Source organism: Pseudoalteromonas sp. TP27 (assembly GCF_056470645.1).
The window spans coordinates 1-23,793 of the sequence record NZ_JARDAK010000022.1 but is presented as its reverse complement, the minus strand read 5'-3'; the positions used below and the strand labels follow the sequence as shown (position 1 = coordinate 23,793).

Here is a 23,793-nt window from a genome sequence, read left to right as displayed (position 1 = left end):
GAGCTGTTATGGAATCGCAACGCACGTTTTTATTAATTGGCCTAATGCTAGTGTCGTTTTTATTGTTCCAAGAATGGGATAATGATTACAACAAGCCTAAAGTCGATCCAAGTGCCACAACACAAACACTACAAGCAAATTCACCAGAGTCGGATGATTATATCCCTTCATCGTCAGATTCAGGTTTACCCGCTTCAGCAACTTTAGCTAAACGTTCTGTAATTAATATCACTACTGACGTTTTTAAAGTTAAAATTGACACCAAAGGCGGTGATATTGTTGAAGCAGATCTTCTTCAGTATGAAGATACCAAAGGTAGCGACACACCTTATATGCTTCTTGGTGAGCTTATTGAAGGTAGACAATACTTTTCACAAAGTGGCTTAATTGGCTTAAATGGCCCTGATGCATCAGCTAATGGTCGCCCTACTTATAGTACCGAACAAAAAACATATACCTTAACGGGTGATGAGCTTCGCGTTCCACTTCAGTTTACTGATAGTAATGGTGTTAACTTTACTAAAACGTACGTATTCAAAAAAGGTCAATATGATGTTGGTTTAGAATACAAAGTTAACAATACAACAAGCACACCACTTCAAGTACAGCTATACACGCAAATTAAGCGTACCGTACAAGAAAAAGGCAGCATGGTTGATCAAAACTATTTAGGTGCTGCATATGGTACTGACGAAGAACCTTACGAAAAGTATAGTTTTTCGGATATGGCTGACAAAAACCTAAATAAAAGTACTCAAGGTGGTTACGTTGCCTTTATTCAGCATTACTTTGTAAGTGCTTGGGTTCCAATGCAGGATCAATCAAATACAATTTATAGCTTAATTACAAAAAGTAATGCCGCTATTATTGGTGCTAAAGACCCTGCTGTTAATATTCAAGCTGGTAGTGAACAAACACTAACTGCTACTTATTATATGGGCCCTAAAGAGTCAGATATTCTTGAAGCGATTCACCCAGACCTAGACCTAACTGTAGATTACGGTTGGTTATGGTTTATTTCACAACCTTTATTTGTATTGCTAAAATGGCTACACAGCATTTTAGGTAACTGGGGTGTAGCAATTATTGCTATAACTATTATCGTAAAATCGTTAATGTACCCACTTACTAAAGCGCAATACACTTCAATGGCAAAAATGCGTGCCCTACAGCCTAAAATGGCAGCCCTTAAAGAAAAGTTTGGTGATGACCGTCAAAAGTTCGGCCAAGCAACTATGGAAATGTACAAAAAAGAAAAAGTTAACCCAATGGGTGGCTGTTTCCCTATTTTGCTACAAATGCCAATTTTCTTAGCCTTGTTCTACGTATTCTTAGAGTCTACTGAACTTCGCCATGCTGAATTTATTTTTTGGTTAAATGACCTTTCTGCACAAGACCCGTACTACGTACTACCAATATTATTTGGTGCGAGTATGTTTGTAACGCAAAAGCTACAACCTATGACGGTTACTGATCCAATGCAGCAAAAAATGATGACCTTTATGCCGGTTATCTTCTCTGTATTCTTCTTATGGTTCCCATCTGGTTTAGTTCTTTACTGGTTAGTGTCTAACCTTATTTCTATTGTCCAGATGTTAATCATCTACCGTGGCATGGAAAAGAAAGGAATTAAAGTAAGAGGCTAGCGCCTATACCCAAGCCACATCAAGATGCAGAATTCAGCGTTTCACAGGGGCTTAAGATCAAGGCGTTACTTTGCAAGAATGGCAGTCCCTTTTAAAAAGTAACAACGATGAAATTAAGTTCCTGTGAAACGCCCAAAGGGTTGGTTTAAAGGCGATTTATACTGCGTTATTGATTTTAACAATAGAACCACTATTATTCTCAATCAATGCCTTGCCTGAATCGCTTTTAACTCCAACTGAAACTCGCATCTTGATATGGTTTGGGTATATTACTTATATAAAGGCGACTTCGGTCGCCTTTTTTATTGCCTGTTTTTCACCACAGCTATTCGCTACAAATAAATCGATAGGTTACAATACGGGCATAAAGTTACTCATCGTTGGCAAATTAATAGCATGATCAATCAAGATACAATTGCAGCACAAGCAACAGCACCTGGACGTGGTGGTGTTGGTATTATTCGCGTTTCAGGTAGCCTTGCTAAAAGTGTCGCCGAAAAAGTAGTAGGTAAAATACCTAAAGTTCGCTACGCCGATTATGTGCCATTTAAAAGCCTTGCTGGCGAGCAACTTGATCAAGGTATTGCCATTTACTTTGCAGGTCCTAACTCATTTACTGGCGAAGACGTACTTGAATTACAAGGCCATGGCGGTCCTGTAGTACTGGATATGTTACTTAAAGAAATTAGTAAAATAGAGGGCGTTCGCTTAGCAAAGCCTGGTGAGTTTTCTGAGCGCGCATTTATGAACGACAAGCTTGATTTAACACAAGCAGAAGCCATCGCCGACTTAATTAATGCTACCAGCGAGCAAGCCGCTAAAAGCGCCCTACAGTCTCTCCAAGGTGAATTTTCTAAGCACATAGAAACACTCGTAGAAAAAGTAATTCACTTACGTATGTATGTAGAAGCGGCAATAGATTTTCCTGATGAAGAAATTGATTTTTTATCCGATGGTAAAGTGTCAGGCGACTTAGACGCGATTATTACTCAGCTTAACACTGTAACCAACCAAGCCAAGCAAGGCAGCATAATGCGCGAAGGTATGCGTGTTGTTATTGCAGGTCGCCCTAATGCGGGTAAATCAAGCCTACTTAACGCTCTAGCCGGTCGTGAAGCCGCAATCGTAACAGAAATAGCCGGTACCACTCGCGACGTGTTGCGTGAGCATATACATATAGATGGTATGCCACTGCATATTATAGATACAGCAGGCCTACGTGAAAGCCCAGACAGAGTAGAGCAAATAGGTATTGAGCGTGCGTGGGATGAAATAAACCAAGCCGATCGCGTTTTATTTATGCTTGATGGCACTGATACTATAGATACTGACCCGCACAAAATTTGGCCTGAATTTATGGCAAAATTACCAGAAGGTATGGGCGTGACGGTAATCAGAAATAAAGCTGATTTATCGGGCGACATAGTCGGAATGGAGCAAGAGCAACAATACCCGGTAATCAGCTTAAGTGCTAAAAATGCTGACGGTATTGAACTTGTTCGCGAGCATTTAAAAGCGTGTATAGGCTTTCAAGGCGCAACAGAAGGTGGCTTTATGGCGCGCCGTCGTCATTTGGATGCACTAGAGAGTGCTTCGTATCATTTAGAAACAGGTAAAACACAATTAGAAATGCACATTGCTGGTGAAATATTGGCTGAAGAACTGCGTTTAACACAGCAGTATTTAAACGAAATAACCGGTGAATTTACCTCAGACGACTTACTTGGCAAAATATTTAGCTCATTTTGTATTGGTAAATAAGCACCTTATTACAGATATATTTTTATTATAAGAGCACTTAGGTGCTCTTTTTTTATGTAAAATATTCAGCTGTAAAATATGTATTTGTACATCTGATGCCTGCAAATTACTGCCAATAAAATCATATCCAAAACTACCTTTGTTACGTGCTAAGAGAGGTCAGATTATATAGAGTAGACAATAATAATAATGCTTATAGGGGGAATTAATAGCACAAATTACACCTATTATTAAGGCTAAAACCGATGTCTTTTCAAACAACCGGACACTTTAATAGCGTTATATGTCATACAAAAAGTAGTTATAAATGGCTTCCTTATACTTACTTTAGCTCACAAAAATGCACTAAAACACACCTCATACACGCAAAAAAATGATACTATTCGCTCAATTAAAGAGCTAAAAAACACTGATTAGTACTCTAAAAAGCTTACTTTTGACAACATATAATTTGATAATCACTGTGATTTTTAAATAAAATGACTCAACTTTTAAGTATTCAAAACTTTTGATCTGCTTACTCCACCAGCAAAATTAATAAAAATAGCAGATCTAAATTCTCATAAAATTAAAAATACCGAGATCACTTATCCACAATACCTAATTTTCAGCTCAAATAAATACCAAAACTAGGTAAATCAGCTGCAAAAACCTCATGATCAATTGTAATTTATCTATTTATGAACTTATTTTTAATTAATTTCATTAGATCTCCTTTATTAGATCATTTTTAAAAATTATTTTCGATCTTAATTTAAGGTTATCAACAGGCTTTATATCCACATTATGATCAACATGTATTTTTAATTGAGATATTTACAATTTAATTATTTACTGACAAGTAATATCAATAACTTAGCGAATATAAAACAACCTAAAAAATCAGTTTAAGCAGAGCTTTCCCCGCCGTTATCAACAACTTGATCAGAAGATTACATTTAAAGATAATTTGTTAAACACTATATTATCAACAACTTAGAGAAGAGATTCTAAATGAGTGTAAAATTACCGCAAAAATAGTTATACAAAAAAGCACTCTTAACTTTACTGTTATCCTCACTCAGTTATCATAGGCGGCAATTAAAACCAATGTGATCACTAATATTCATGAGTTCAGTAAATCTTATTGTCGGCAGCCAAATGGGATCAGCCGAGTATGTTGCAGAGCAATTAAGCGACGCGCTTAATAACCTTGGTATTACTACGCAACTACATGATCAACCTGAATTTAACGATATTGATCAGCAAAATACCATTTGGTTAATCTGCACATCAACTTATGGTGCAGGTGATTACCCTGAAAATCTTATTAGTTTTGTTGAAGATGTAACTCAAGCAGATGATTTATCTGAATTAAAATATTCAGTAATCGCTTTAGGCGACACTAGTTATGACACTTATAACCTAGCAGGACGTAATATAGATGCCTTATTAACTCAAAAAGGCGCTATAAAAGTAGCAGAACGTTTAGAGCTTAATATTCTCGATGAAGCACTACCAGAAGACACTGCATTAGCATGGTTAGACTCTTGGATAGCTCAAACAGGCATAAAATAGACAGATCAAGTAAAAAGTTATATATAAAGTTACCCACAATTTACTAATAATTTAATAGGTTTTGTGGATAAAGATTGAATAAACTGCGTTTTAAAGCATGCTTATCCATTGGATAAGATCCAACTGATTCAACCCTGTGCATAAAGTGCCTTTTTGATCAGAGCTTATTTGCTGGATGATCCGATCATATTAACACCTTTAGATCTGATCTAATTTCATGTTTTAAATGAAGATCTAAACCTTATCAACAGAAAAGTCGATCAGTAGTAGTAATAGTAATAAAAGATCTCTTTAAAAGATCCTTTATATTATTAGAGATCACATACTTAGATCTTGCCCTTTGTTTAATCATTTATCTTCTGCCAATTTCTAGGTAGAATACGCTCCCTTTTGAAGTTTACCGGTTTGATTTAAGTAGGATCCCATTAATGATTTTTCACGAAAATTTTGACGTTATCGTAGTAGGTGGTGGACATGCTGGCACTGAAGCCGCATTAGCAGCTGCCCGTATGGGGATGAATACCCTGCTACTGACTCACAATATGGATACCCTTGGTCAAATGTCTTGCAACCCAGCAATTGGTGGGATCGGCAAAGGTCATTTGGTAAAAGAAATCGACGCGCTTGGTGGTGCAATGGCACAGGCCATTGATAAAGGCGGGATCCAATTTCGTACACTAAATTCTTCAAAAGGACCTGCTGTTCGTGCTACTCGAGCACAAGCAGATCGCGCTTTGTATAAAGCGGCTATTCAAACAACATTACAAAACCAAGATAACCTTAAGATTTTTCAACAATCATGTGATGATCTTATTGTTGAAAACGATCGTGTTACTGGCGTAGTAACTCAAATGGGTTTACGTTTTAGTGCACCAAGTGTTGTTTTAACCGTGGGTACTTTTTTAGGCGGCTTAATTCATATTGGTTTAGAAAATTATAAAGGCGGTCGTGCAGGCGATCCTCCTTCAATCGCTTTAGCTGATCGCTTACGTGAACATCCATTTAGAGTTGATCGTTTAAAAACAGGTACACCTCCACGTATTGATGCACGTACTGTTGATTTTACAAAAATGGAAGCACAGCCAGGTGATACACCTACTCCTGTGTTTTCGTTTATGGGTAAACAATCAGATCACCCACAACAGATACCGTGTTACATAACTTACACAAACGAAAAAACACATGATGTTATTCGTAAAAACTTACATCGCTCACCTATGTACTCAGGTGTTATTGAAGGTATTGGTCCACGATACTGCCCTTCAATTGAAGATAAAATTGTTCGTTTTGCAGATAAAGATAAACATCAAATATTTGTTGAACCTGAAGGTTTAACATCATACGAATTATACCCAAATGGTATTTCGACTAGTTTACCGTTTGATGTACAGCTTGAGATTGTGCAGTCGATTACAGGTTTTGAAAATGCACATATTTGCCGACCTGGCTACGCAATAGAATATGATTACTTTGACCCACGTGATTTAAAACAGTCTTTAGAAACGAAATTTATTGAAGGTTTATTCTTTGCGGGTCAAATTAACGGTACAACCGGTTATGAAGAAGCCGGTGCACAAGGTTTAATTGCAGGCATGAATGCGGCGCTAAAAGTGCAAGGTAAAGACTCTTGGACACCACGTCGTGATGAAGCTTACGTGGGTGTATTAATCGACGACTTAGCAACTTTAGGTACAAAAGAACCGTACCGCATGTTTACCAGCCGTGCCGAATACCGTTTATTACTTCGTGAAGATAATGCTGATATTCGTTTAACTGAAAAAGGCCGTGAGCTAGGTTTGGTTAATGACGAACGCTGGCAGGCATTTAACGAAAAAATGGAAGTAATCGAAAAAGAGAAGCAACGCATTAAAGATACGTGGATTCATAAAGATCACTCCGTTGTAGATCAAGTAAATGCACTACTGAAAACACCACTTACGCGTGAAGCAAGTTTAGAAGAATTACTTCGTCGCCCAGAGATTCGTTATAACGATCTTATGGCTATAGAAGGGTTAGGATCTGAATTTACAAATAAAGCAGCGCTTGAACAAGTTGAGATCCATACTAAATACGCAGGTTACATTGCGCGTCAACAAGATGAGATCAACAAACAGCTTCGTCACGAGCAAACAATTTTACCAAAAGAGTTTGATTATAAAACTGTATCTGGTTTATCAAATGAGGTAGTTGCTAAGCTTATTGAATCGCGTCCTGACACTATTGGCCAAGCATCGCGTATTTCTGGTATCACCCCAGCGGCGATTTCGCTATTATTAGTGTATCTGAAGAAGCAAGGCTTATTACGCAAATCTGCGTAACGATAAGGGTACATAGTGTTACAGCAACAATTAACTACATTGTTAGCGCAAACTGATATTGCGCTAACAGAAAAACAACAGCAACAGCTAGTTCGTTACGTCGAGTTATTAAATAAGTGGAATAAAGCTTATAACTTAACTTCTGTACGCTTACCTGAAGAAATGATGATTAAACATATTATGGACAGTTTAGTTGTTGCACCTCATTTACCCGGTCATCATTATATTGATGTTGGTACGGGTCCTGGCTTACCGGGTATCGTATTAGCAATTGCATTGCCTAATACACACTTTGTGTTATTAGATAGCTTAGGTAAGCGTGTGCGATTTTTAATGCACGTTAAACATGAGCTTGGTCTTGATAATGTGACCCCGGTTCAGTCAAGAGTTGAAGAATATCAACCAAGTGTTAAATTAGACGGCGTACTAAGTCGTGCATTTGCTTCACTACAAGATATGGTTGACTGGTGTTCGCACTTAATCGATCATTCAGGTAAATTTATAGCCCTTAAAGGAGTGTTCCCTAGTGAAGAGCTAGAGTCATTACCTGCTGGCGTTAAATTTGAGCAAAAAATTGCATTAGAAGTACCTAAGTTAGATGCACAACGACATTTAATTATTCTTTCTAAAGACTAGGGATCAGAGACACTGTGGCAAAAGTCATCGCATTAGCAAATCAAAAAGGTGGAGTGGGTAAAACTACAACCGCTGTTAATCTCGCTGCGTCTATGGCTGCAACGAAACGTAAAGTGTTGTTAATTGATCTCGATCCGCAAGGTAATGCGACTATGGGTAGTGGCGTAGATAAATATGGCGACGTGCCAACTATTTACGACTTACTTATTGAAGATAAGCCTATAGAAGACGTTATCATCAAAGAAACGTCTGGTGAATACCATATGATTGCTGCAAACGGTGATGTTACCGCTGCAGAAGTTAAATTGATGGAATTATTTGCCCGTGAAGTGCGTTTACGCAACGCACTTGAAAAAATTCAGGACCAGTACGAATTTATTTTTATCGACTGTCCGCCCTCTCTAAATATGTTAACTGTTAACGCAATGGCCGCAGCTGATTCTATTTTAGTGCCAATGCAGTGTGAGTATTATGCACTTGAAGGGTTAACCGCATTAATGGATACGATTACGCAACTTGCTAAGTTAGTAAACCCTAGCTTACAAATTGAAGGCATACTTCGTACTATGTACGATCCGCGTAATCGTTTAGCAAATGATGTATCAGAACAATTAAAACAACATTTTGGCGATAAGGTATACCGTACGGTGATCCCGCGTAATGTTCGTTTAGCGGAAGCACCTAGTTTTGGTACTCCTGCTATGTACTATGACCGGGCATCAAGTGGCGCTAAAGCATATTTAGCACTCGCTGGTGAAATGTTACGCAGAAAAGAAAAAACAGCGTCCGTTGTCGCCTAACTTTGAGGTAAAAAAATAACATGTCTGCTAAAAAACGAGGTTTAGGCCGAGGACTCGATGCACTTTTAAGTTCGTCAAAGCCTGCACCAAGCCCAAGCAAGGAACAAGACACATCAAACGTTTCTGAGGCTGTGCAAAATGCTGCGGCTAATAATAGTGAATTACAAAAACTCCCAATAGAGTTTTTACACTCTGGTAAATACCAACCTCGTAAAGACATGTCTGAAGAGGCGTTAGAAGAGCTTGCTAGTTCTATTCGCTCACAAGGTATTATTCAACCCATTGTTGTGCGCCCTATTGCACACAATAGCTTTGAAATTATTGCTGGTGAGCGTCGTTGGCGCGCTGCGCAAATAGCTAAGCTTGAAACAGTACCTTGTATTATTAAAGATGTACCTGATGAAGCAGCTGTTGCTATTGCACTGATAGAAAATATTCAGCGTGAAGATTTAAATGCTATGGAAGAAGCAGTTGCACTTAATCGTTTACTTATAGAGTTTGAACTAACACATCAGCAAGTAGCCGATGCCGTTGGTAAATCACGTACAACAGTGACTAACTTACTGCGCTTAAATAATTTAAATAGCGATGTAAAAATTCTGTTAGAACATGGCGATATCGAAATGGGCCATGCTCGTTGCCTGTTGGCTCTTGAAGGTGAAGCGCAGTCAGATGCTGCCCGCTTAGCGGTTGCTAAAGCACTAACCGTTCGAGAAACTGAAAAGCTCGTACGTTCTATTTTAGAGCCTGTGCCTGTTAAAGAAGTAACCGAAAAAGATCCCGATGTTAAGCAGTTAGAGCAACAACTCGCTGAAAACCTAGGTGCCAAAGTTGAGATTAACTACAATAAAAAAGGCAAAGGTAAGCTTGTTATTTCTTATACTAATTTAGATGAACTTGACGGCATTTTAAATCATATCAATCACGACAATACCCACCATTAATTTATTACATGTCTAAAAAGGGACATTTGTAGCTATTTCGTGTTACAAAGCGTCTACTCAAGTTGCAAAACTGGCAGGATTAAGTATAATTTCGCCAGTTTTCACACCCTAACAATTAGAACGCAATAAAGGTTAACTAAACGTGACTGACAAGTTAGCAAGTCCATATAGACTTGCCGTATTAAAGTTAATTTGCCTTCAGGGTGTTGTAGCATTAGTTGTTGCTATAATTATTTTTTTTAGTTCGGGAGTCAATGCCGCGTTTTCATCACTCGCTGGTGGAGCTGTAGCAGTACTTCCGCACTTTGTATTTGCGCTTTATGCATTCAGATATATGGGTGCAAGCCGAGCAAATCAAGCGTATGCCTCGTTGAAACGCGGCAACGGATTAAAGTTTATGCTAACAATCGTATTGTTTGCGCTAGTACTGAAGCATTTTCCGGTAATTTTATTACCTTTTTTTAGTACTTATATACTGGCGCTATTTACTGGATTGTTTGCACCCGTTTTTTTTAAACATTAACTTTTGGGATATAACATGGCAGCAGAAGAAGTTACTCTATCTGGCCATATCCAGCACCATTTGACCAATGCTAAGATGTGTTCGACCGATACAGGTCTCGCCTTCAACAAAGCATGTACGGACAGTGGATTCTGGACATGGCATATAGATACCCTTGCATGGTCTATCGGACTAGGTCTTATATTTTTATGGATCTTCCGTAGTGCCGCTAAAAAATCAACACTAGGTGTACCTGGGAAATTTCAGTGTTTTATTGAAATAATCGTAGAATTTGTTGGTGACAACGTACGCGATACTTTCCATGGTAAAAGCAAACTTATTGCACCATTAGCCTTAACGATTTTCGTTTGGGTGTTCTTAATGAACTTAATGGATTTAATCCCAGTTGACTTTTTACCAGCATTTGCAGGTTTCGTTGGTGAAACTGCATTTGGTATGGATTCACACGATGTGTACATGAAAATTGTACCTACTACTGATATCAATATGACTTCAGCGCTAGCGCTAGGTGTATTTATACTAATGGTTGGCTTTTCAATCAAAATAAAAGGCATTGGCGGGTTTATTAAAGAGTTAACGCTTCATCCGTTCAGCTCAAATAACATGTTTGTTCAAATTATTTTGATACCATTTAACTTATTACTTGAACTGATTGCACTCGTTTCTAAACCGTTTTCATTAGCACTACGTTTGTTTGGTAACTTATATGCGGGTGAGTTGATTTTCATCTTGATCGGCGCTATCGGTTTTATGCAATTACCATTGCATTTTGTTTGGGCAGTATTCCATATCTTAGTTATTACACTACAAGCATTCTTGTTTATGATGCTAACGATTGTATACCTAAGCATGGCAAGCTCAGATAATCACTAATTTATAACTTTAATTTTTATAACTTTTAATATTTAACTTTAATTTACAATTGAAACTTTGGAGAAAAAAATGGAACTAGTATTAGGTCTTAAGTATATCGCAGTAGCTTTACTAATTGGTTTTGGTGCAATCGGCACAGCAATCGGTTTTGGTAACATGGGCGGTAAATTCCTTGAAGCATGTGCGCGTCAACCTGAGCTTGCACCTTCGCTACAAGTTAAAATGTTTATCCTTGCTGGTCTAATCGATGCTGTAGCAATGATTGGTGTTGGTATCGCTATGGTATTGTTGTTCGTACTTTAATTTTATTTTTTTGAACAGCTTACTATTTAAGGAGGAGCGGTTGTGAATTTAAACGCCACTCTTATCGGTGAATTGATTGCGTTTACGGTGTTCGTATTATTTTGTATGAAATACGTATGGCCACCACTAAACGGTGCAATTGAAGCTCGCCAGAAAAAAATCGAAGATGGTTTAGCTGCCTCTGATAGAGCCGAAAAAGACTTAGAACTTGCGCAAAAGAAAGCTGCTGAACAGCTTAAAGATGCAAAAGCTCAAGCGGCTGATATCATTGATCAAGCTAAAAAGCGTGCAGTGCTAATTGTTGACGAAGAAACACTTCGTGGTCAGCAAGAGCGTGAAAGTATCATTGCTCAAGGGCACTCTGAAGTTGAGTCTGAACGTAATCGCATAACAGAAGAGCTACGTAAACAAGTAGCAACGCTGGCTGTGATTGGTGCAGAACGTATTTTAGAGCGTGAAATTAATCAAGCCGCACATAGTGACATCGTTGAAAAACTTGTCGCTGAGCTGTAATTAGGAGGGTATGAGCATGTCTAATTTGACTACTATCGCTCGCCCATACGCTAAAGCGGCTTTTGAACTTGCCGTTGAGAAAGGCACTCTTGAAAGCTGGAACGATATGTTGTTCTTTGCAGGCCATGTAGCCAGCAATGAGCAAGCATCATCTGTTTTAGCGAGTATGCCTACAGCTACTGCACAAGCTGAATTATTTATTCAACTTTGTGCTGAGCAGCTCAATGAACAAGGTCAGAACCTAGTTAAGGTGATGGCTGAAAATGGACGTTTGACAGCTCTACCTGAAGTTGCACAGTTATTTGCTGATTTTAAAGCAGAATACGATAAAGAAATCGAAGTAGATGTGATTTCTGCAACTCCTCTTGTTGCTGCGCAGCAAGAGTCATTGGTAGCGGCACTTGAAAAACGTTTCGCACGCAAAGTTAAGCTGAATTGTAGTGAAGACGCGTCAGTGGTTGGTGGGCTTATTATTAGGTCTGGCGACACTGTAATCGACGGTACTATTCGCGGTAAATTAAGCCGCTTAGCTACAACACTACAATCGTAATTGGGAAAAAGAGCATGCAACTTAATTCCACTGAAATTTCAGATCTGATCAAACAACGTATTGAGAAGTTCGAAGTTGTAAGTGAAGCTCGTAACGAAGGTACTATTGTATCTGTTACTGACGGTATCATCCGCATCCACGGTCTTGCTGACTGTATGCAAGGTGAAATGATTGAGCTTCCTGGCAGCCGTTATGCTATCGCACTAAACCTTGAGCGCGACTCAATTGGTGCAGTAGTAATGGGTCCGTACGCTGACCTTACTGAAGGCGTAAAAGTATATACAACTGGTCGTATTTTAGAAGTTCCTGTTGGTCCTGGTCTACTTGGTCGTGTTGTAAACACACTAGGTGCACCAATCGATGGTAAAGGCGCTCTAGATAATGACGGGTTTGAACCTGTAGAAAAAATTGCACCAGGTGTAATCGAGCGTAAATCTGTAGATGAGCCAGTTCAAACTGGTTATAAATCTATTGATGCGATGATTCCAGTTGGTCGTGGTCAACGTGAACTTATCATCGGTGACCGCCAAACAGGTAAAACTGCACTAGCAATCGATGCAATCATCAATCAAAAAGACACAGGCGTTAAGTGTGTGTACGTTGCGATTGGTCAAAAAGCATCTACTATTGCAAACGTAGTTCGTAAATTAGAAGAGCATGGTGCACTAGCAAATACTATCGTAGTTGTTGCATCTGCTTCTGAATCTGCGGCACTTCAGTACTTAGCACCGTTCGCGGGCTGTACTATGGGTGAATACTTCCGTGACCGTGGTGAAAACGCATTAATCGTATATGATGATTTGTCTAAGCAAGCAGTTGCTTACCGTCAAATTTCATTACTACTTAAGCGTCCACCAGGCCGTGAAGCATACCCAGGTGACGTATTCTATCTTCACTCTCGTCTTTTAGAGCGTGCATCGCGTGTAAACGCAGATTACGTTGAAAAGTTCACTAATGGTGAAGTGAAAGGTAAAACTGGTTCATTGACGGCATTGCCAATCATTGAAACTCAAGGCGGCGACGTTTCTGCGTTCGTACCGACTAACGTTATCTCTATCACCGATGGTCAGATATTCTTAGAAACTGACTTATTCAACTCAGGTATCCGCCCGGCAGTAAATGCTGGTATCTCGGTATCGCGTGTTGGTGGTGCTGCACAAACTAAAATCGTTAAGAAACTAGGTGGCGGTATTCGTCTAGCCCTAGCTCAGTACCGTGAATTAGCTGCGTTCTCGCAGTTCGCGTCTGACCTTGATGATGCAACTCGTGCTCAACTTGAGCATGGTGAGCGTGTAACAGAGCTAATGAAGCAGAAACAGTACGCGCCAATGTCTGTTGCTGATATGTCTTTGTCGTTATTTGCTGCTGAAAAAGGCTACCTTCAAGATATCGAAATCGCGAAAATCGGTGACTTTGAAGCTGCTTTACTTTCTTATGCAAGTAGCACATACGCAGAGCTTGTGGCTCAAATCAATGAAACTGGTAACTTAAATGCCGAGATCGAAGCGCAGCTTAAAGAACTTCTAACGAAGTTCAAGTCTACGCAAACTTGGTAATTTAGTTATTAATGGTGCGCTTTAGGAAACTAAAGCACACCTTGATTCGGAGAGAGAGTCATGGCCAGCGGAAAAGAGATTAAAAGCAAGATCGGGAGTATTAAAAATACTCAAAAGATCACTAGCGCAATGGAAATGGTTGCTGCGTCTAAAATGAAAAGGGCGCAAGAACGCGTTGCTTCAAGCCGTCCATACGCTGACAAATTACGTGAAGTAATTGGTCGTGTTGCTCAAGCAAATCTTGATTTTACTCACCCGTTCTTAAAAGATCGTGAAGTAAAACGAGTTGGTTATATTGTTATCTCTACAGACCGTGGTCTGTGTGGCGGTCTAAACTCAAACGAGTTTAAGAAAGTTGCACTTGATGTTAAAGCGTGGAAAGAAAAAGGTGTTGATGCTGAGTTTGCTACTTTAGGTAGTAAAGCAGCTGGTTTCTTCCAACGTTTTGGTGGTCAACTACTCGCTAAAAAAGCGGGCCTAGGAGATAAACCTTCAGTACAAGATGTTATTGGTCCTGTAAAAATAATGCTTGATGCATTTTCTGAAGGCAAAATAGACCGTTTATTCTTGGTATATAACAAGTTCGTTAATACCATGAAGCAAGAGCCAATTATAGATCAGTTACTCCCTTTGCCAAAAGCTGAAGAAGAAGTATCTGCTCACACATGGGATTACTTATACGAGCCAAACCCAGAGGCTATTTTAGAGTCTTTGTTAGTACGCTTTATTGAGTCTCAAGCATACCAAGGTGTAGTAGAAAATGCTGCCTCTGAACAAGCTGCTCGTATGGTTGCAATGAAAGCTGCAACAGATAACGCAGGTGACCTTATGGATGAGCTACAGCTTGTTTATAACAAGGCTCGCCAAGCAGCAATCACACAAGAAATTAGTGAGATTTGTTCTGGCTCAGCAGCAGTTTAATGCTTCGGGTAAAGATTAACGAGAGGAATAGACATGAGTTTAGGTAAGGTCGTCCAAATTATCGGCGCCGTTGTGGATATTGAATTTCCACAAGATAGCGTGCCAGCGGTATACCACGCACTAAGAGTTACAGATGGCGATTTAGCTGGTTTGACTTTAGAAGTCCAACAACAGCTAGGTGGCGGTGTAGTGCGTACTATCGCTATGGGTACTACTGATGGTTTACGTCGTAGTGCTTTAGTTATGAATACAGGTGAATCGATTCAAGTTCCAGTTGGTACTGCAACACTTGGTCGTATCATGAACGTACTTGGTGAGCCAATCGATGAAGCGGGTCCAATCGGCGAAGAAGACCGTATGTCTATTCACCGTGCAGCGCCTTCTTACGAAGAGCAATCAAGTTCAGTTGAACTTTTAGAAACAGGTATCAAGGTTATCGACCTTGTATGTCCGTTTGCTAAAGGTGGTAAAGTTGGTTTATTCGGTGGTGCCGGTGTTGGTAAAACCGTAAACATGATGGAACTTATCCGTAACATCGCAATCGAGCACAGCGGCTACTCAGTATTCGCAGGTGTTGGTGAGCGTACACGTGAAGGTAACGATTTCTACCATGAGATGAACGATTCAAACGTACTTGATAAAGTATCGCTTGTATACGGTCAGATGAACGAGCCTCCAGGTAACCGTTTACGCGTAGCGTTAACAGGTCTTACTATGGCTGAAAAGTTCCGTGACGAAGGTCGCGATGTACTTTTCTTCGTAGATAACATCTACCGTTATACACTTGCTGGTACAGAAGTATCTGCACTACTTGGTCGTATGCCATCAGCGGTAGGTTATCAGCCTACACTTGCTGAAGAAATGGGTGTGCTTCAAGAGCGTATCGCTTCTACTAAGACGGGTTCAATCACTTCAATCCAAGCGGTATACGTACCTGCGGATGATTTAACAGATCCATCTCCAGCAACTACCTTTGCTCACTTAGACGCAACAGTAGTACTTTCACGTGATATCGCATCACTTGGTATCTACCCAGCGGTAGACCCACTTGATTCATCTTCACGTCAGCTTGATCCACAAGTAATTGGTGAAGAGCACTATGGTATTGCACGTGGCGTTCAAACAGTTCTTCAGCGTTATAAAGAACTTAAAGACATCATTGCAATCCTAGGTATGGACGAGCTTTCTGACGAAGATAAGCAACTTGTATCTCGTGCACGTAAAATCCAACGTTTCCTATCTCAGCCATTCTTCGTGGCAGAGGTGTTTACAGGCGCGTCTGGTAAATACGTATCACTAAAAGATACAATTGCTGGCTTTAAAGGCATTTTAAACGGCGAGTTTGATGACCTTCCAGAGCAAGCGTTCTACATGGTTGGCTCTATCGAAGAAGCTCAAGAAAAAGCCAAAGGCATGTAACTAGGAGGGTAGTATGACAGCGATGACTGTACATCTTGACGTAGTAAGCGCAGAACAGAGTTTGTTCTCTGGTCTTGTTGAATCGATTCAAGTATCTGGTAGTGAAGGCGAGCTAGGTGTAAACCTAGGTCATGCTCCACTACTAACTGCCCTTAAACCTGGTATGGTACGTTTAGTTAAGCAATTTGGTCACGAAGATGTGATATATGTTGCTGGCGGTACATTAGAAGTTCAACCAAATCACATCACGATTCTTGCAGATACTGCGGTTCGTGGTGAAGATTTAGATGAAGATTCAGTACAAAAAGCTAAACGTGAAGCTGAAGAACATATGGCGAATTCGTCAGCTGTTGAGTTTGATTATCAGCAAGCGGCTACGCGACTGGCAGAAGCAGTTGCTCAGTTACGCGTAATTCAGCAATTACGTCACAAGTAAGCCTATCCGGTTTTAAAAAGCCCACTTTAAGTGGGCTTTTTTGTGCCTGTTACTTTTGTATTTACACTAAATACCATAGTCAGATTGTTATCTACACATTTACACTTATATCCTTAACCAATCCTCGCTACAATAACGCCATTCAATTAAGTCTATTTTTTCAGTCAAGATTCAGTGATAGTAAAATAAGCTACTGAGTATTTGCACAAGAAGTGGTTTACGTAATCTTCTGATCATACATAAGACTTATTTAGCTAAAACAACGGAAAAAGGAAATTGTTTTAATGGCTCTAACAACGGTTATTCTTGCAGCGGGTAAAGGTACTCGTATGCGCTCTGCTCTACCTAAAGTTTTACACAAAGTTGCAGGTAAACCAATGGTACAGCACGTTATTGATAATGCGATGGCATTAGGTGCAACAACCACAAACTTAGTTTACGGACACGGCGGCGAACTATTACAACAACAACTTGCCGATAACGATGTAAATTGGGTACTCCAAGCAGAACAACTTGGTACTGGCCACGCAGTAGCGCAAGCTAACTCTCATATTAATGATGAAGACACGGTATTAATTTTATACGGTGATGTACCACTAACAAAGCAATCAACGTTAGAGCGTTTATTAGCTGCAACACCTAAAAATGGTTTAGCTGTATTAACGGTAAACTTGGTAAACCCAAATGGCTATGGTCGCATGCTTCGTGCCGGTGGTAAGCTTGTTGGTATTGTTGAGCAAAAAGATGCAAGCCCAGAGCAGTTACTAATTAACGAAGTAAACACCGGTATTATGGCGGTTAACGGTAAGCTTTTAAAAACATGGTTAGGCAATCTATCTAATAACAATGCACAAGGCGAGTACTACCTTACAGATATAGTTGCAATGGCTCACAGTGAAGGTGTAGAAATTACATCAGCTCAGCCAGACCATGCTATGGAAGTTGAAGGCGCAAACAACCGGGTACAACTTGCAGGTCTTGAGCGCGCTTACCAAGCATGGCAAGCAGAAGAGCTAATGCTAAATGGTGCAACACTTGCTGATCCTGCGCGTATTGATGTGCGTGGAACAGTGACCACCGGTGAAGATGTACTTATTGACGTAAACGTTATTTTTGAAGGCACTGTTACGCTTGGTAACAATGTACAAATAGGTCCAAACTGCGTACTTAAAAACTGTAGCATTGGCGATAACGTTGTTATTAAAGCTAATACACTGATTGACGATGCCACAGTTGCAGATAAATGTACGCTGGGTCCTTATGCCCGCCTTCGCCCTGGTGCTGTAATGGAAGAAGACTCGCACATTGGTAACTTTGTAGAGATGAAAAAAACTCGTCTAGGTAAAGGCTCTAAAGCTAATCATTTAAGCTACTTGGGTGATGCTGAAATTGGCGAAAAAGTGAATATTGGCGCGGGCACTATTACCTGTAACTACGATGGTGTTAACAAAGCAAAAACTATTATTGGTGATAACGCCTTTATTGGTTCTAATTCATCACTCGTTGCCCCAGTAAATATAGGTGCAACTGCAACAATTGGTGCAGGCTCTGTGATCACCAGTACCGTTGAAGATGATCAATTAGCAATAGCACGCTCTAAACAGCGTAATTTAACGGGTTGGAAACGCCCAGTTAAAAAATAATAAGCCAACACCTTTTTAAAGCGAGTTACATACTCGCTTTTTTATTGCTTATATTTTGACTATTATTTAAACTTATGGTTAACGGATTAAAAAATATACTCAAGGAACTCTTATGTCTGCATATGCTCGCCGTGCTATTGCCTAAAGGCAACGTCAAAATCAAATTAAAAGTCTTCTATCAGGTAACAATCACACGCTGATACAAATGGACTCTGCAGAGTTTGTAGACTACATTATTTCTGTGAAGATGAAGCAAGGTAAATCTCGTTCTGAAGTGGTTGATTGGCTTGATGAGTTACTGGAAGAGCATAATTCACTATCAAGTAAATGGAAACGAATTAAGGATCCATTAAAGACAGGAGGTGGGTTATACCCTTTATTTGATGATATGAAGGCATTAGCCATTATAGCGGCTGCAATGTAGCGCCAAGGTAATGTTTTCGGTAAGTTTAAAATTAAAGTTTATAACGGCTCTCCCGCTATTATAATGACTTCTTACCCTGGTATCAGAGCTCATTTAACGGGTACTCGTTATTTAGCAAGTAACCCCAAACTTTTTACTATAGGTGTCGGTAAATTAGAAGCTGCAAAAGCGATGAAGGGTGGGTTTGTGCTCACTCTAATAATTTCAGTGACATTTCATGCTACAGACTATCTTTTAAACGATCAAAAAACATGGCATGACTTAGTTGCGGGTGTTGCGGTCGACATGGCAGTAGTTGGGGCCGCTATTGCTACAAGCTCTGCTATAATCGCCATGGGTGGGACTCTAATTGCAGGTATTGCTATAGCACCTTTAATTATCGTTGTATCCGTAGGGTTTCTATTTGCTTGGATTTTTTCAGATACTACGGCGTACGTGAGTTATGTTGTTAAAAGCCTTCGAATCGCTGAAAAAATATTATAGATAAAAAATTATAATTAATAATCAAATACAGCAATTAGAGGAATCTTCTAAAGAAAGCCCTGTTGATTTTATGAAGAAAATTTTTGCCATACCTACTTTTAATAAGGCTCCTCGTAAGTGAAGTTATTAATTTGGAGAGAATTGGAGCCCCAATACGAAGAGGCTCGTAAGAATGAAGTTTTTTCTAAAATTCTATTGTTGTTGATTATTTTAGTAATTATTTGCCTAATAGGTATTAATTTTTATTATGAATATAAATTACTTTTTATAAGCCGTGAAGACCCGTTTTACTTTAAAGAAAGCAGTGGTAAAGTTTTGCTAATATCTTTAATTCCATTTTGGTTTTATTTTGCTATGGCAGCAATTCAATTTTTGTTTAAATTTAGTTTTAAGTTATCTATAAAACGAGCCATTCAAAGCGGTATTTACGGTTGTTTATTTTTGGCATTTGGAGTTATACCATTTAATACCTATGTAGAATCAAGTATAGAAAAACGTGGCTATAGTTATTGCAGTTGGTATACAGCACCCTCATTCCGTGCTCCAGATGTATGGCTAAAAAACGAGGAACTATGCCTACAGGATGGATCCGTTATAATTGATGATATTGCCGACTGGTTTGAGCGGAAAAACCAACAGGGTATTGAGCCTTCAGTTGATGAGCTTAAAGTGTTTATAAAAGAAACTAGAAAAAGCCGTGATGATTATACTAATTATAAGTAGTGAAAAGTCACCATTAAAGAGTAATAAGCTAACATCTATGTAGAACTATTTTATGACTCACTTTTATGCAACCGAGGGGCTATGTTTATTGCGGTCTAGTTGATGAATATAAGTTGAAACAGAAATGAGCTATAACTAATGCCTATTTTAGAATGGAAAAAAGCAGATGAAAAGTTATCTCTTGCAAATGTGAAAGAATTAGCTTCTGTTTTCTTCTTGTTAATTGTTAGTGGAGGACTGTGCTATAAAATAGCCTTAAACTTTTTTTCCGAAGTGGAAACTATATTTTTAGTTAGTCAGCCTCAATTTTTCATAAAAGAGCAAGCCACCATACTATTATCTTTTTTATTATTACCTTGCTTATTTCTAACGTTTTTATCGACTTTACAGCGTTTTTTGGGGTTTGATATAAAATTAACTTTAATTAATGCATTTAAAAGTGCAGTTGTAGGTTTAATTATTTTATTGATTCTATCAATCCCGACGAATCTTGTCATAGAGTCTAATTTAAAAAGTAAAGGTTACACTTATTGTAGTTGGTATACTGACCCCTCACTTCGAGCGCCTGATGTTTGGCTAAAAAATAATAATTTATGTATACAAGACGCTTCTATAATAATTAGTGACATAGCAGATTGGTTTGAAATACATAATGAAAAAGGCATTGAGCCAACGCTTAATGAGCTTGAAGTTTTTATACAGAAAACTAGAGCAGAGTATAATCGTTAAAATTAAAACAAGATTGCTTTAGGCGTTTTTATTTCAAAACCAGATAATCTAGTCAACTTCACAATAGATTTTTTGTTTTCCAACAATAAATCTTAATCGTAGTAAAAATGAGTACAATTGATGTCTATTTTAGAATGGCAGAAATCTGAAGAACACTTTTTAGAACAAACTTTCGAGCATAAGTTAACAGTTGTTATAGGCTTGGTTGTTTTTGTATTATTCTCAACTACTTTATTTTATTTCTCTTATTACGGGTTTGTTGAAAATGTTTATTTTGATGACTCGCTTTATTATATTAGAGAAAGTGGCCTGTTGGCTCCAATAATAGTAATGACACCATTTCCTGTGTTTATGACAATTGCCGGTTTTCAAAAGGTATTCAATTTTCGCAACGAGAAAACAATAAAGCTAATGGTAAAACTTATGCTTTGGGCAATTCCTCTATATATAACTTTATCTATTACTAATAGTTTTTATATCGAGTCTAAATTAGCAGGGAAGGGTTATAGTTTTTGTTATTGGTATACTAGTCCATCTTTTAGAGGTCCTGATGTTTGGCTGAAAAACGATGAGTTATGCTTACAAGATGGCTCTGTCATAATCAGTGATATAGCCGATTGGTTCGAGCAAAAAAACCAACAAGGAATTGAACCTTCTGTTGATGAGCTAAAAGAGTTTATAAAAGAAACTCGAAAAAGGCGTAACGAGTCCATTAATAGCTAAACCTACTTTCATGAGTAATAAGCTACTCCTTAGCTTTAAGCGAGTTATATACTCGCTTTTTTATTGTCGAAAGCTAGTCAAAATAAAACTGCCATAATCTTGTCATGCCTGTGTGTTGATATTTAGCAAATACAATACTAAGGAAAATTACATGTTTAAAAAATCAATTATTGCGCTGTCACTTATATCTGTTCTTACTGGTTGCTCACTTGATGGTGACGATGGTCAAAACGGCTCTCAAGGATTACAGGGAGAACAAGGCACAGATGGAGCTAATGGATTAAATGGTATAAATGCCAATTCAGCATTAAATATTAACCTTGTGGGTAGAGGTGTATTAAATGCACAAAGCCCAGAAGGTGCAGCTGAAATAGTTGCATATCAAGCATCTAAAAAATGGATTTACGCTATTAACAGTTCAGGCGATGACGCTGTTGTTAATATTCTACCCGCCGACACCTTTGATACTGCCGCACTCGTTAAAGATAACGAAGGGGTTATAAACGGCACAAATTTAACATCCGTTATTACGTTGCCTCTAAACGAGTTTACCCAAGGCGATGCAAACAGTATTGCTATTGATGAAAACAATAATTTACTTGCTGTGGCAATGGCGGCTAAAAACACGGGTGATGCAGGGCAAATTGCTTTTTACGATATAAGTGGCGACTTACCTGTATTTATTAAAAACGTAACGGTCGGTTTTTTACCAGATATGGTGACGTTCACTCACAATGGTGCAAAAGTAGTGGTTGCTAACGAAGGCGAACCAAGTGGCGACTACAGCGTAGATCCTGAAGGTTCTATTAGTATTATCGATATAACAAATAATGTAATAGCTGATACAGCAATAAATATTGATTTTAAAGCCTATAACAACAAACAAACCGAACTAGAAGCGCAAGGGGTAGTTTTTGCAAACCCAAATGGTCGTACTATTAACGGTAATCTAATAAATACCACAGTAGCTATGGATTTAGAGCCGGAATACGTCAGTATTTCTAAAGATAATAAATACGCTTATGTATCTATTCAAGAAAACAATGCACTTGCAATTGTTAACTTAGAGGACAACAGTCTTGAGTTAAAAGGCTTAGGCTTTAAGGATTGGTCAAGCTTACAACTTGATGCCTCAGATAAAGATGGCGGCGTTAATTTCAAATCATATCCTGGGCTCTATGGTATTTATCAGCCTGATAGTATTTCTAGCTTTAGTTGGAAAGGTGCAGATTTTATAGTGTCTGCCAACGAAGGTGACGCAAGAGAATATTCTTTTAATACAATTGATGAAGCCGATTGTATTAAAAAAGGTGGGATGGATTTTGATAAAGATAATGGTTGCTTAGCGTATACAGATAAAAGCCGTGTTGAAGATTTAACGCTTGCTGGTAATTTTAGTTACCTAAATAACGACGATAATGATATTGGTCGCTTAAAAGTAACAACAGCAAAAGGCGATACTGACAACGATGGACAATACGAATCGCTTTATACTTATGGCGCACGTTCATTTACTATTTGGGATAGTAACGGGCTGGTGGTTTTTGATTCAGGTGACGATATAGCACGCATAACCGCGTCAGTGCATGGTGAGTCATTTAACAATGAAGAAGATGAAAACAAGGGAGACTCTCGTTCAGATGATAAAGGCGCAGAGCCGGAAGCGTTGACGATTGGTAAAATTGGCGATCGGACATTTGCCTTTATTGGTCTGGAGCGCATGGGCAGCATTATGGTTTATGACATTACCAATCCGTATGATGTGCATTTTGAAGACTATTTTTACAATAGAGGCTTAATTAAAGGAGCTAATATTACAGGCGATTTAGCACCTGAAGGAATGGTATTCGTTTCAGCAGAACAAAGTGCAACAGGAAACCCACTCCTAATCGTTGGAAATGAACTATCAGGCTCTATTGCCGTATGGGAAATAGCACTTAAATAAGGCTTAAATTTTAAATAAAGCTGTGTGTTGTTTGTTTAACATACAGCTTAGTTTGAACCTTATTAATACATCATCAATAGATACATAAATTGTGAGTGTTTTTTAAACTAAAAGTATCCTGCAGCCCTTTATTTGTATAGCTTTCATACTAAATTCATTTAATTGTCAAAAAGCTGAAATAAAACATTGACCCCCGCTCGAATCTCCCTATAATGCGACCCCACTGAGACGGGAAACGCCAACGCATAGCGAGGCACGAACTACCTCAGAGAGTTAAATAAAACTTCGGTTTTGAATCTTCTAAAAAGAAAGTTTAAAACTAAGTGTTGACTCGAAAAATAAAGGGTGTATTATTCGCATCCCTTGA

The 23,793-nt window shown here is 38.7% G+C and carries 23 protein-coding genes; all 23 read left to right on the top strand.

Annotated elements, in window-relative coordinates; genetic code table 11:
- Positions 1–8 precede the first annotated feature (8 nt).
- The 23 genes from yidC to PX700_RS18600 all read left to right on the top strand — a co-directional run bounded on the left by yidC (position 9) and on the right by PX700_RS18600 (position 23,426).
- Positions 9–1,646 (top strand): membrane protein insertase YidC, encoded by a 1,638-nt coding sequence (yidC, locus tag PX700_RS18710; RefSeq protein WP_197239729.1) that lies wholly within the window; start codon positions 9–11, stop codon positions 1,644–1,646.
- A gap of 396 nt (positions 1,647–2,042) precedes the next feature.
- Positions 2,043–3,407, top strand: a complete 1,365-nt coding sequence (gene mnmE / locus PX700_RS18705) for a tRNA uridine-5-carboxymethylaminomethyl(34) synthesis GTPase MnmE (RefSeq protein WP_415638650.1) — start codon at positions 2,043–2,045, stop codon at positions 3,405–3,407.
- Positions 3,408–4,514: 1,107 nt separating this feature from the next.
- Positions 4,515–4,964 (top strand): FMN-binding protein MioC, encoded by a 450-nt coding sequence (gene mioC, locus PX700_RS18700; protein ID WP_479521544.1) that lies wholly within the window; start codon positions 4,515–4,517, stop codon positions 4,962–4,964.
- A gap of 428 nt (positions 4,965–5,392) precedes the next feature.
- Entirely contained in the window at positions 5,393–7,282 is a 1,890-nt protein-coding gene (mnmG, locus tag PX700_RS18695) for a tRNA uridine-5-carboxymethylaminomethyl(34) synthesis enzyme MnmG (protein ID WP_415638648.1), read from the top strand.
- A 15-nt stretch (positions 7,283–7,297) separates the two neighbouring features.
- Positions 7,298–7,918 carry a 16S rRNA (guanine(527)-N(7))-methyltransferase RsmG gene (rsmG, locus tag PX700_RS18690; RefSeq protein ID WP_007377658.1) on the top strand — a complete coding sequence of 207 codons (621 nt, stop codon included), beginning with the start codon at positions 7,298–7,300 and terminating at the stop codon, positions 7,916–7,918.
- A gap of 14 nt (positions 7,919–7,932) precedes the next feature.
- Positions 7,933–8,718 carry a ParA family protein gene (locus PX700_RS18685; protein ID WP_004335235.1) on the top strand — a complete coding sequence of 262 codons (786 nt, stop codon included), beginning with the start codon at positions 7,933–7,935 and terminating at the stop codon, positions 8,716–8,718.
- A gap of 20 nt (positions 8,719–8,738) precedes the next feature.
- Positions 8,739–9,662, top strand: coding sequence for a ParB/RepB/Spo0J family partition protein (locus PX700_RS18680; RefSeq protein WP_415638647.1), 924 nt, complete (start codon positions 8,739–8,741; stop codon positions 9,660–9,662).
- A gap of 142 nt (positions 9,663–9,804) precedes the next feature.
- Positions 9,805–10,185 (top strand): ATP synthase subunit I, encoded by a 381-nt coding sequence (locus PX700_RS18675; RefSeq protein WP_415638646.1) that lies wholly within the window; start codon positions 9,805–9,807, stop codon positions 10,183–10,185.
- 15 nt (positions 10,186–10,200) lie between these two features.
- The gene (gene atpB / locus PX700_RS18670) at positions 10,201–11,058 is read left to right on the top strand and encodes a F0F1 ATP synthase subunit A (RefSeq protein WP_004335244.1); all 858 of its coding nucleotides are present in this window, start codon (positions 10,201–10,203) and stop codon (positions 11,056–11,058) included.
- A gap of 69 nt (positions 11,059–11,127) precedes the next feature.
- Positions 11,128–11,361, top strand: coding sequence for a F0F1 ATP synthase subunit C (atpE, locus tag PX700_RS18665; protein WP_004335261.1), 234 nt, complete (start codon positions 11,128–11,130; stop codon positions 11,359–11,361).
- Between the two features lie 42 nt (positions 11,362–11,403).
- A complete protein-coding gene (gene atpF / locus PX700_RS18660; RefSeq protein ID WP_004335264.1) occupies positions 11,404–11,874 on the top strand; it encodes a F0F1 ATP synthase subunit B in 471 nt (156 codons plus the stop codon).
- A gap of 16 nt (positions 11,875–11,890) precedes the next feature.
- The gene (gene atpH / locus PX700_RS18655) at positions 11,891–12,424 is read left to right on the top strand and encodes a F0F1 ATP synthase subunit delta (RefSeq protein ID WP_415638645.1); all 534 of its coding nucleotides are present in this window, start codon (positions 11,891–11,893) and stop codon (positions 12,422–12,424) included.
- 14 nt (positions 12,425–12,438) lie between these two features.
- Positions 12,439–13,980, top strand: coding sequence for a F0F1 ATP synthase subunit alpha (gene atpA / locus PX700_RS18650; RefSeq protein ID WP_415638644.1), 1,542 nt, complete (start codon positions 12,439–12,441; stop codon positions 13,978–13,980).
- 60 nt (positions 13,981–14,040) lie between these two features.
- Positions 14,041–14,901 carry a F0F1 ATP synthase subunit gamma gene (atpG, locus tag PX700_RS18645; RefSeq protein WP_008172041.1) on the top strand — a complete coding sequence of 287 codons (861 nt, stop codon included), beginning with the start codon at positions 14,041–14,043 and terminating at the stop codon, positions 14,899–14,901.
- Between the two features lie 33 nt (positions 14,902–14,934).
- Positions 14,935–16,320 (top strand): F0F1 ATP synthase subunit beta, encoded by a 1,386-nt coding sequence (gene atpD, locus PX700_RS18640; protein ID WP_024599969.1) that lies wholly within the window; start codon positions 14,935–14,937, stop codon positions 16,318–16,320.
- A gap of 13 nt (positions 16,321–16,333) precedes the next feature.
- Positions 16,334–16,756: a F0F1 ATP synthase subunit epsilon gene (locus tag PX700_RS18635; protein ID WP_007377666.1), complete on the top strand. Its 423-nt coding sequence runs from the start codon at positions 16,334–16,336 to the stop codon at positions 16,754–16,756.
- A 284-nt stretch (positions 16,757–17,040) separates the two neighbouring features.
- Positions 17,041–18,399, top strand: a complete 1,359-nt coding sequence (gene glmU / locus PX700_RS18630; protein ID WP_479521543.1) for a bifunctional UDP-N-acetylglucosamine diphosphorylase/glucosamine-1-phosphate N-acetyltransferase GlmU — start codon at positions 17,041–17,043, stop codon at positions 18,397–18,399.
- A gap of 205 nt (positions 18,400–18,604) precedes the next feature.
- Positions 18,605–18,823, top strand: coding sequence for a hypothetical protein (locus PX700_RS18625; RefSeq protein WP_479521542.1), 219 nt, complete (start codon positions 18,605–18,607; stop codon positions 18,821–18,823).
- A 63-nt stretch (positions 18,824–18,886) separates the two neighbouring features.
- Positions 18,887–19,306 (top strand): hypothetical protein, encoded by a 420-nt coding sequence (locus tag PX700_RS18620; protein ID WP_479521541.1) that lies wholly within the window; start codon positions 18,887–18,889, stop codon positions 19,304–19,306.
- A gap of 117 nt (positions 19,307–19,423) precedes the next feature.
- Positions 19,424–20,029, top strand: a complete 606-nt coding sequence (locus PX700_RS18615; RefSeq protein WP_479521540.1) for a DUF1240 domain-containing protein — start codon at positions 19,424–19,426, stop codon at positions 20,027–20,029.
- A 138-nt stretch (positions 20,030–20,167) separates the two neighbouring features.
- Positions 20,168–20,758, top strand: a complete 591-nt coding sequence (locus PX700_RS18610; RefSeq protein ID WP_479521539.1) for a DUF1240 domain-containing protein — start codon at positions 20,168–20,170, stop codon at positions 20,756–20,758.
- A 120-nt stretch (positions 20,759–20,878) separates the two neighbouring features.
- Entirely contained in the window at positions 20,879–21,481 is a 603-nt protein-coding gene (locus PX700_RS18605; RefSeq protein ID WP_479521538.1) for a DUF1240 domain-containing protein, read from the top strand.
- A gap of 151 nt (positions 21,482–21,632) precedes the next feature.
- Positions 21,633–23,426: a choice-of-anchor I family protein gene (locus PX700_RS18600; protein WP_479521537.1), complete on the top strand. Its 1,794-nt coding sequence runs from the start codon at positions 21,633–21,635 to the stop codon at positions 23,424–23,426.
- Positions 23,427–23,793: the final 367 nt, after the last annotated feature.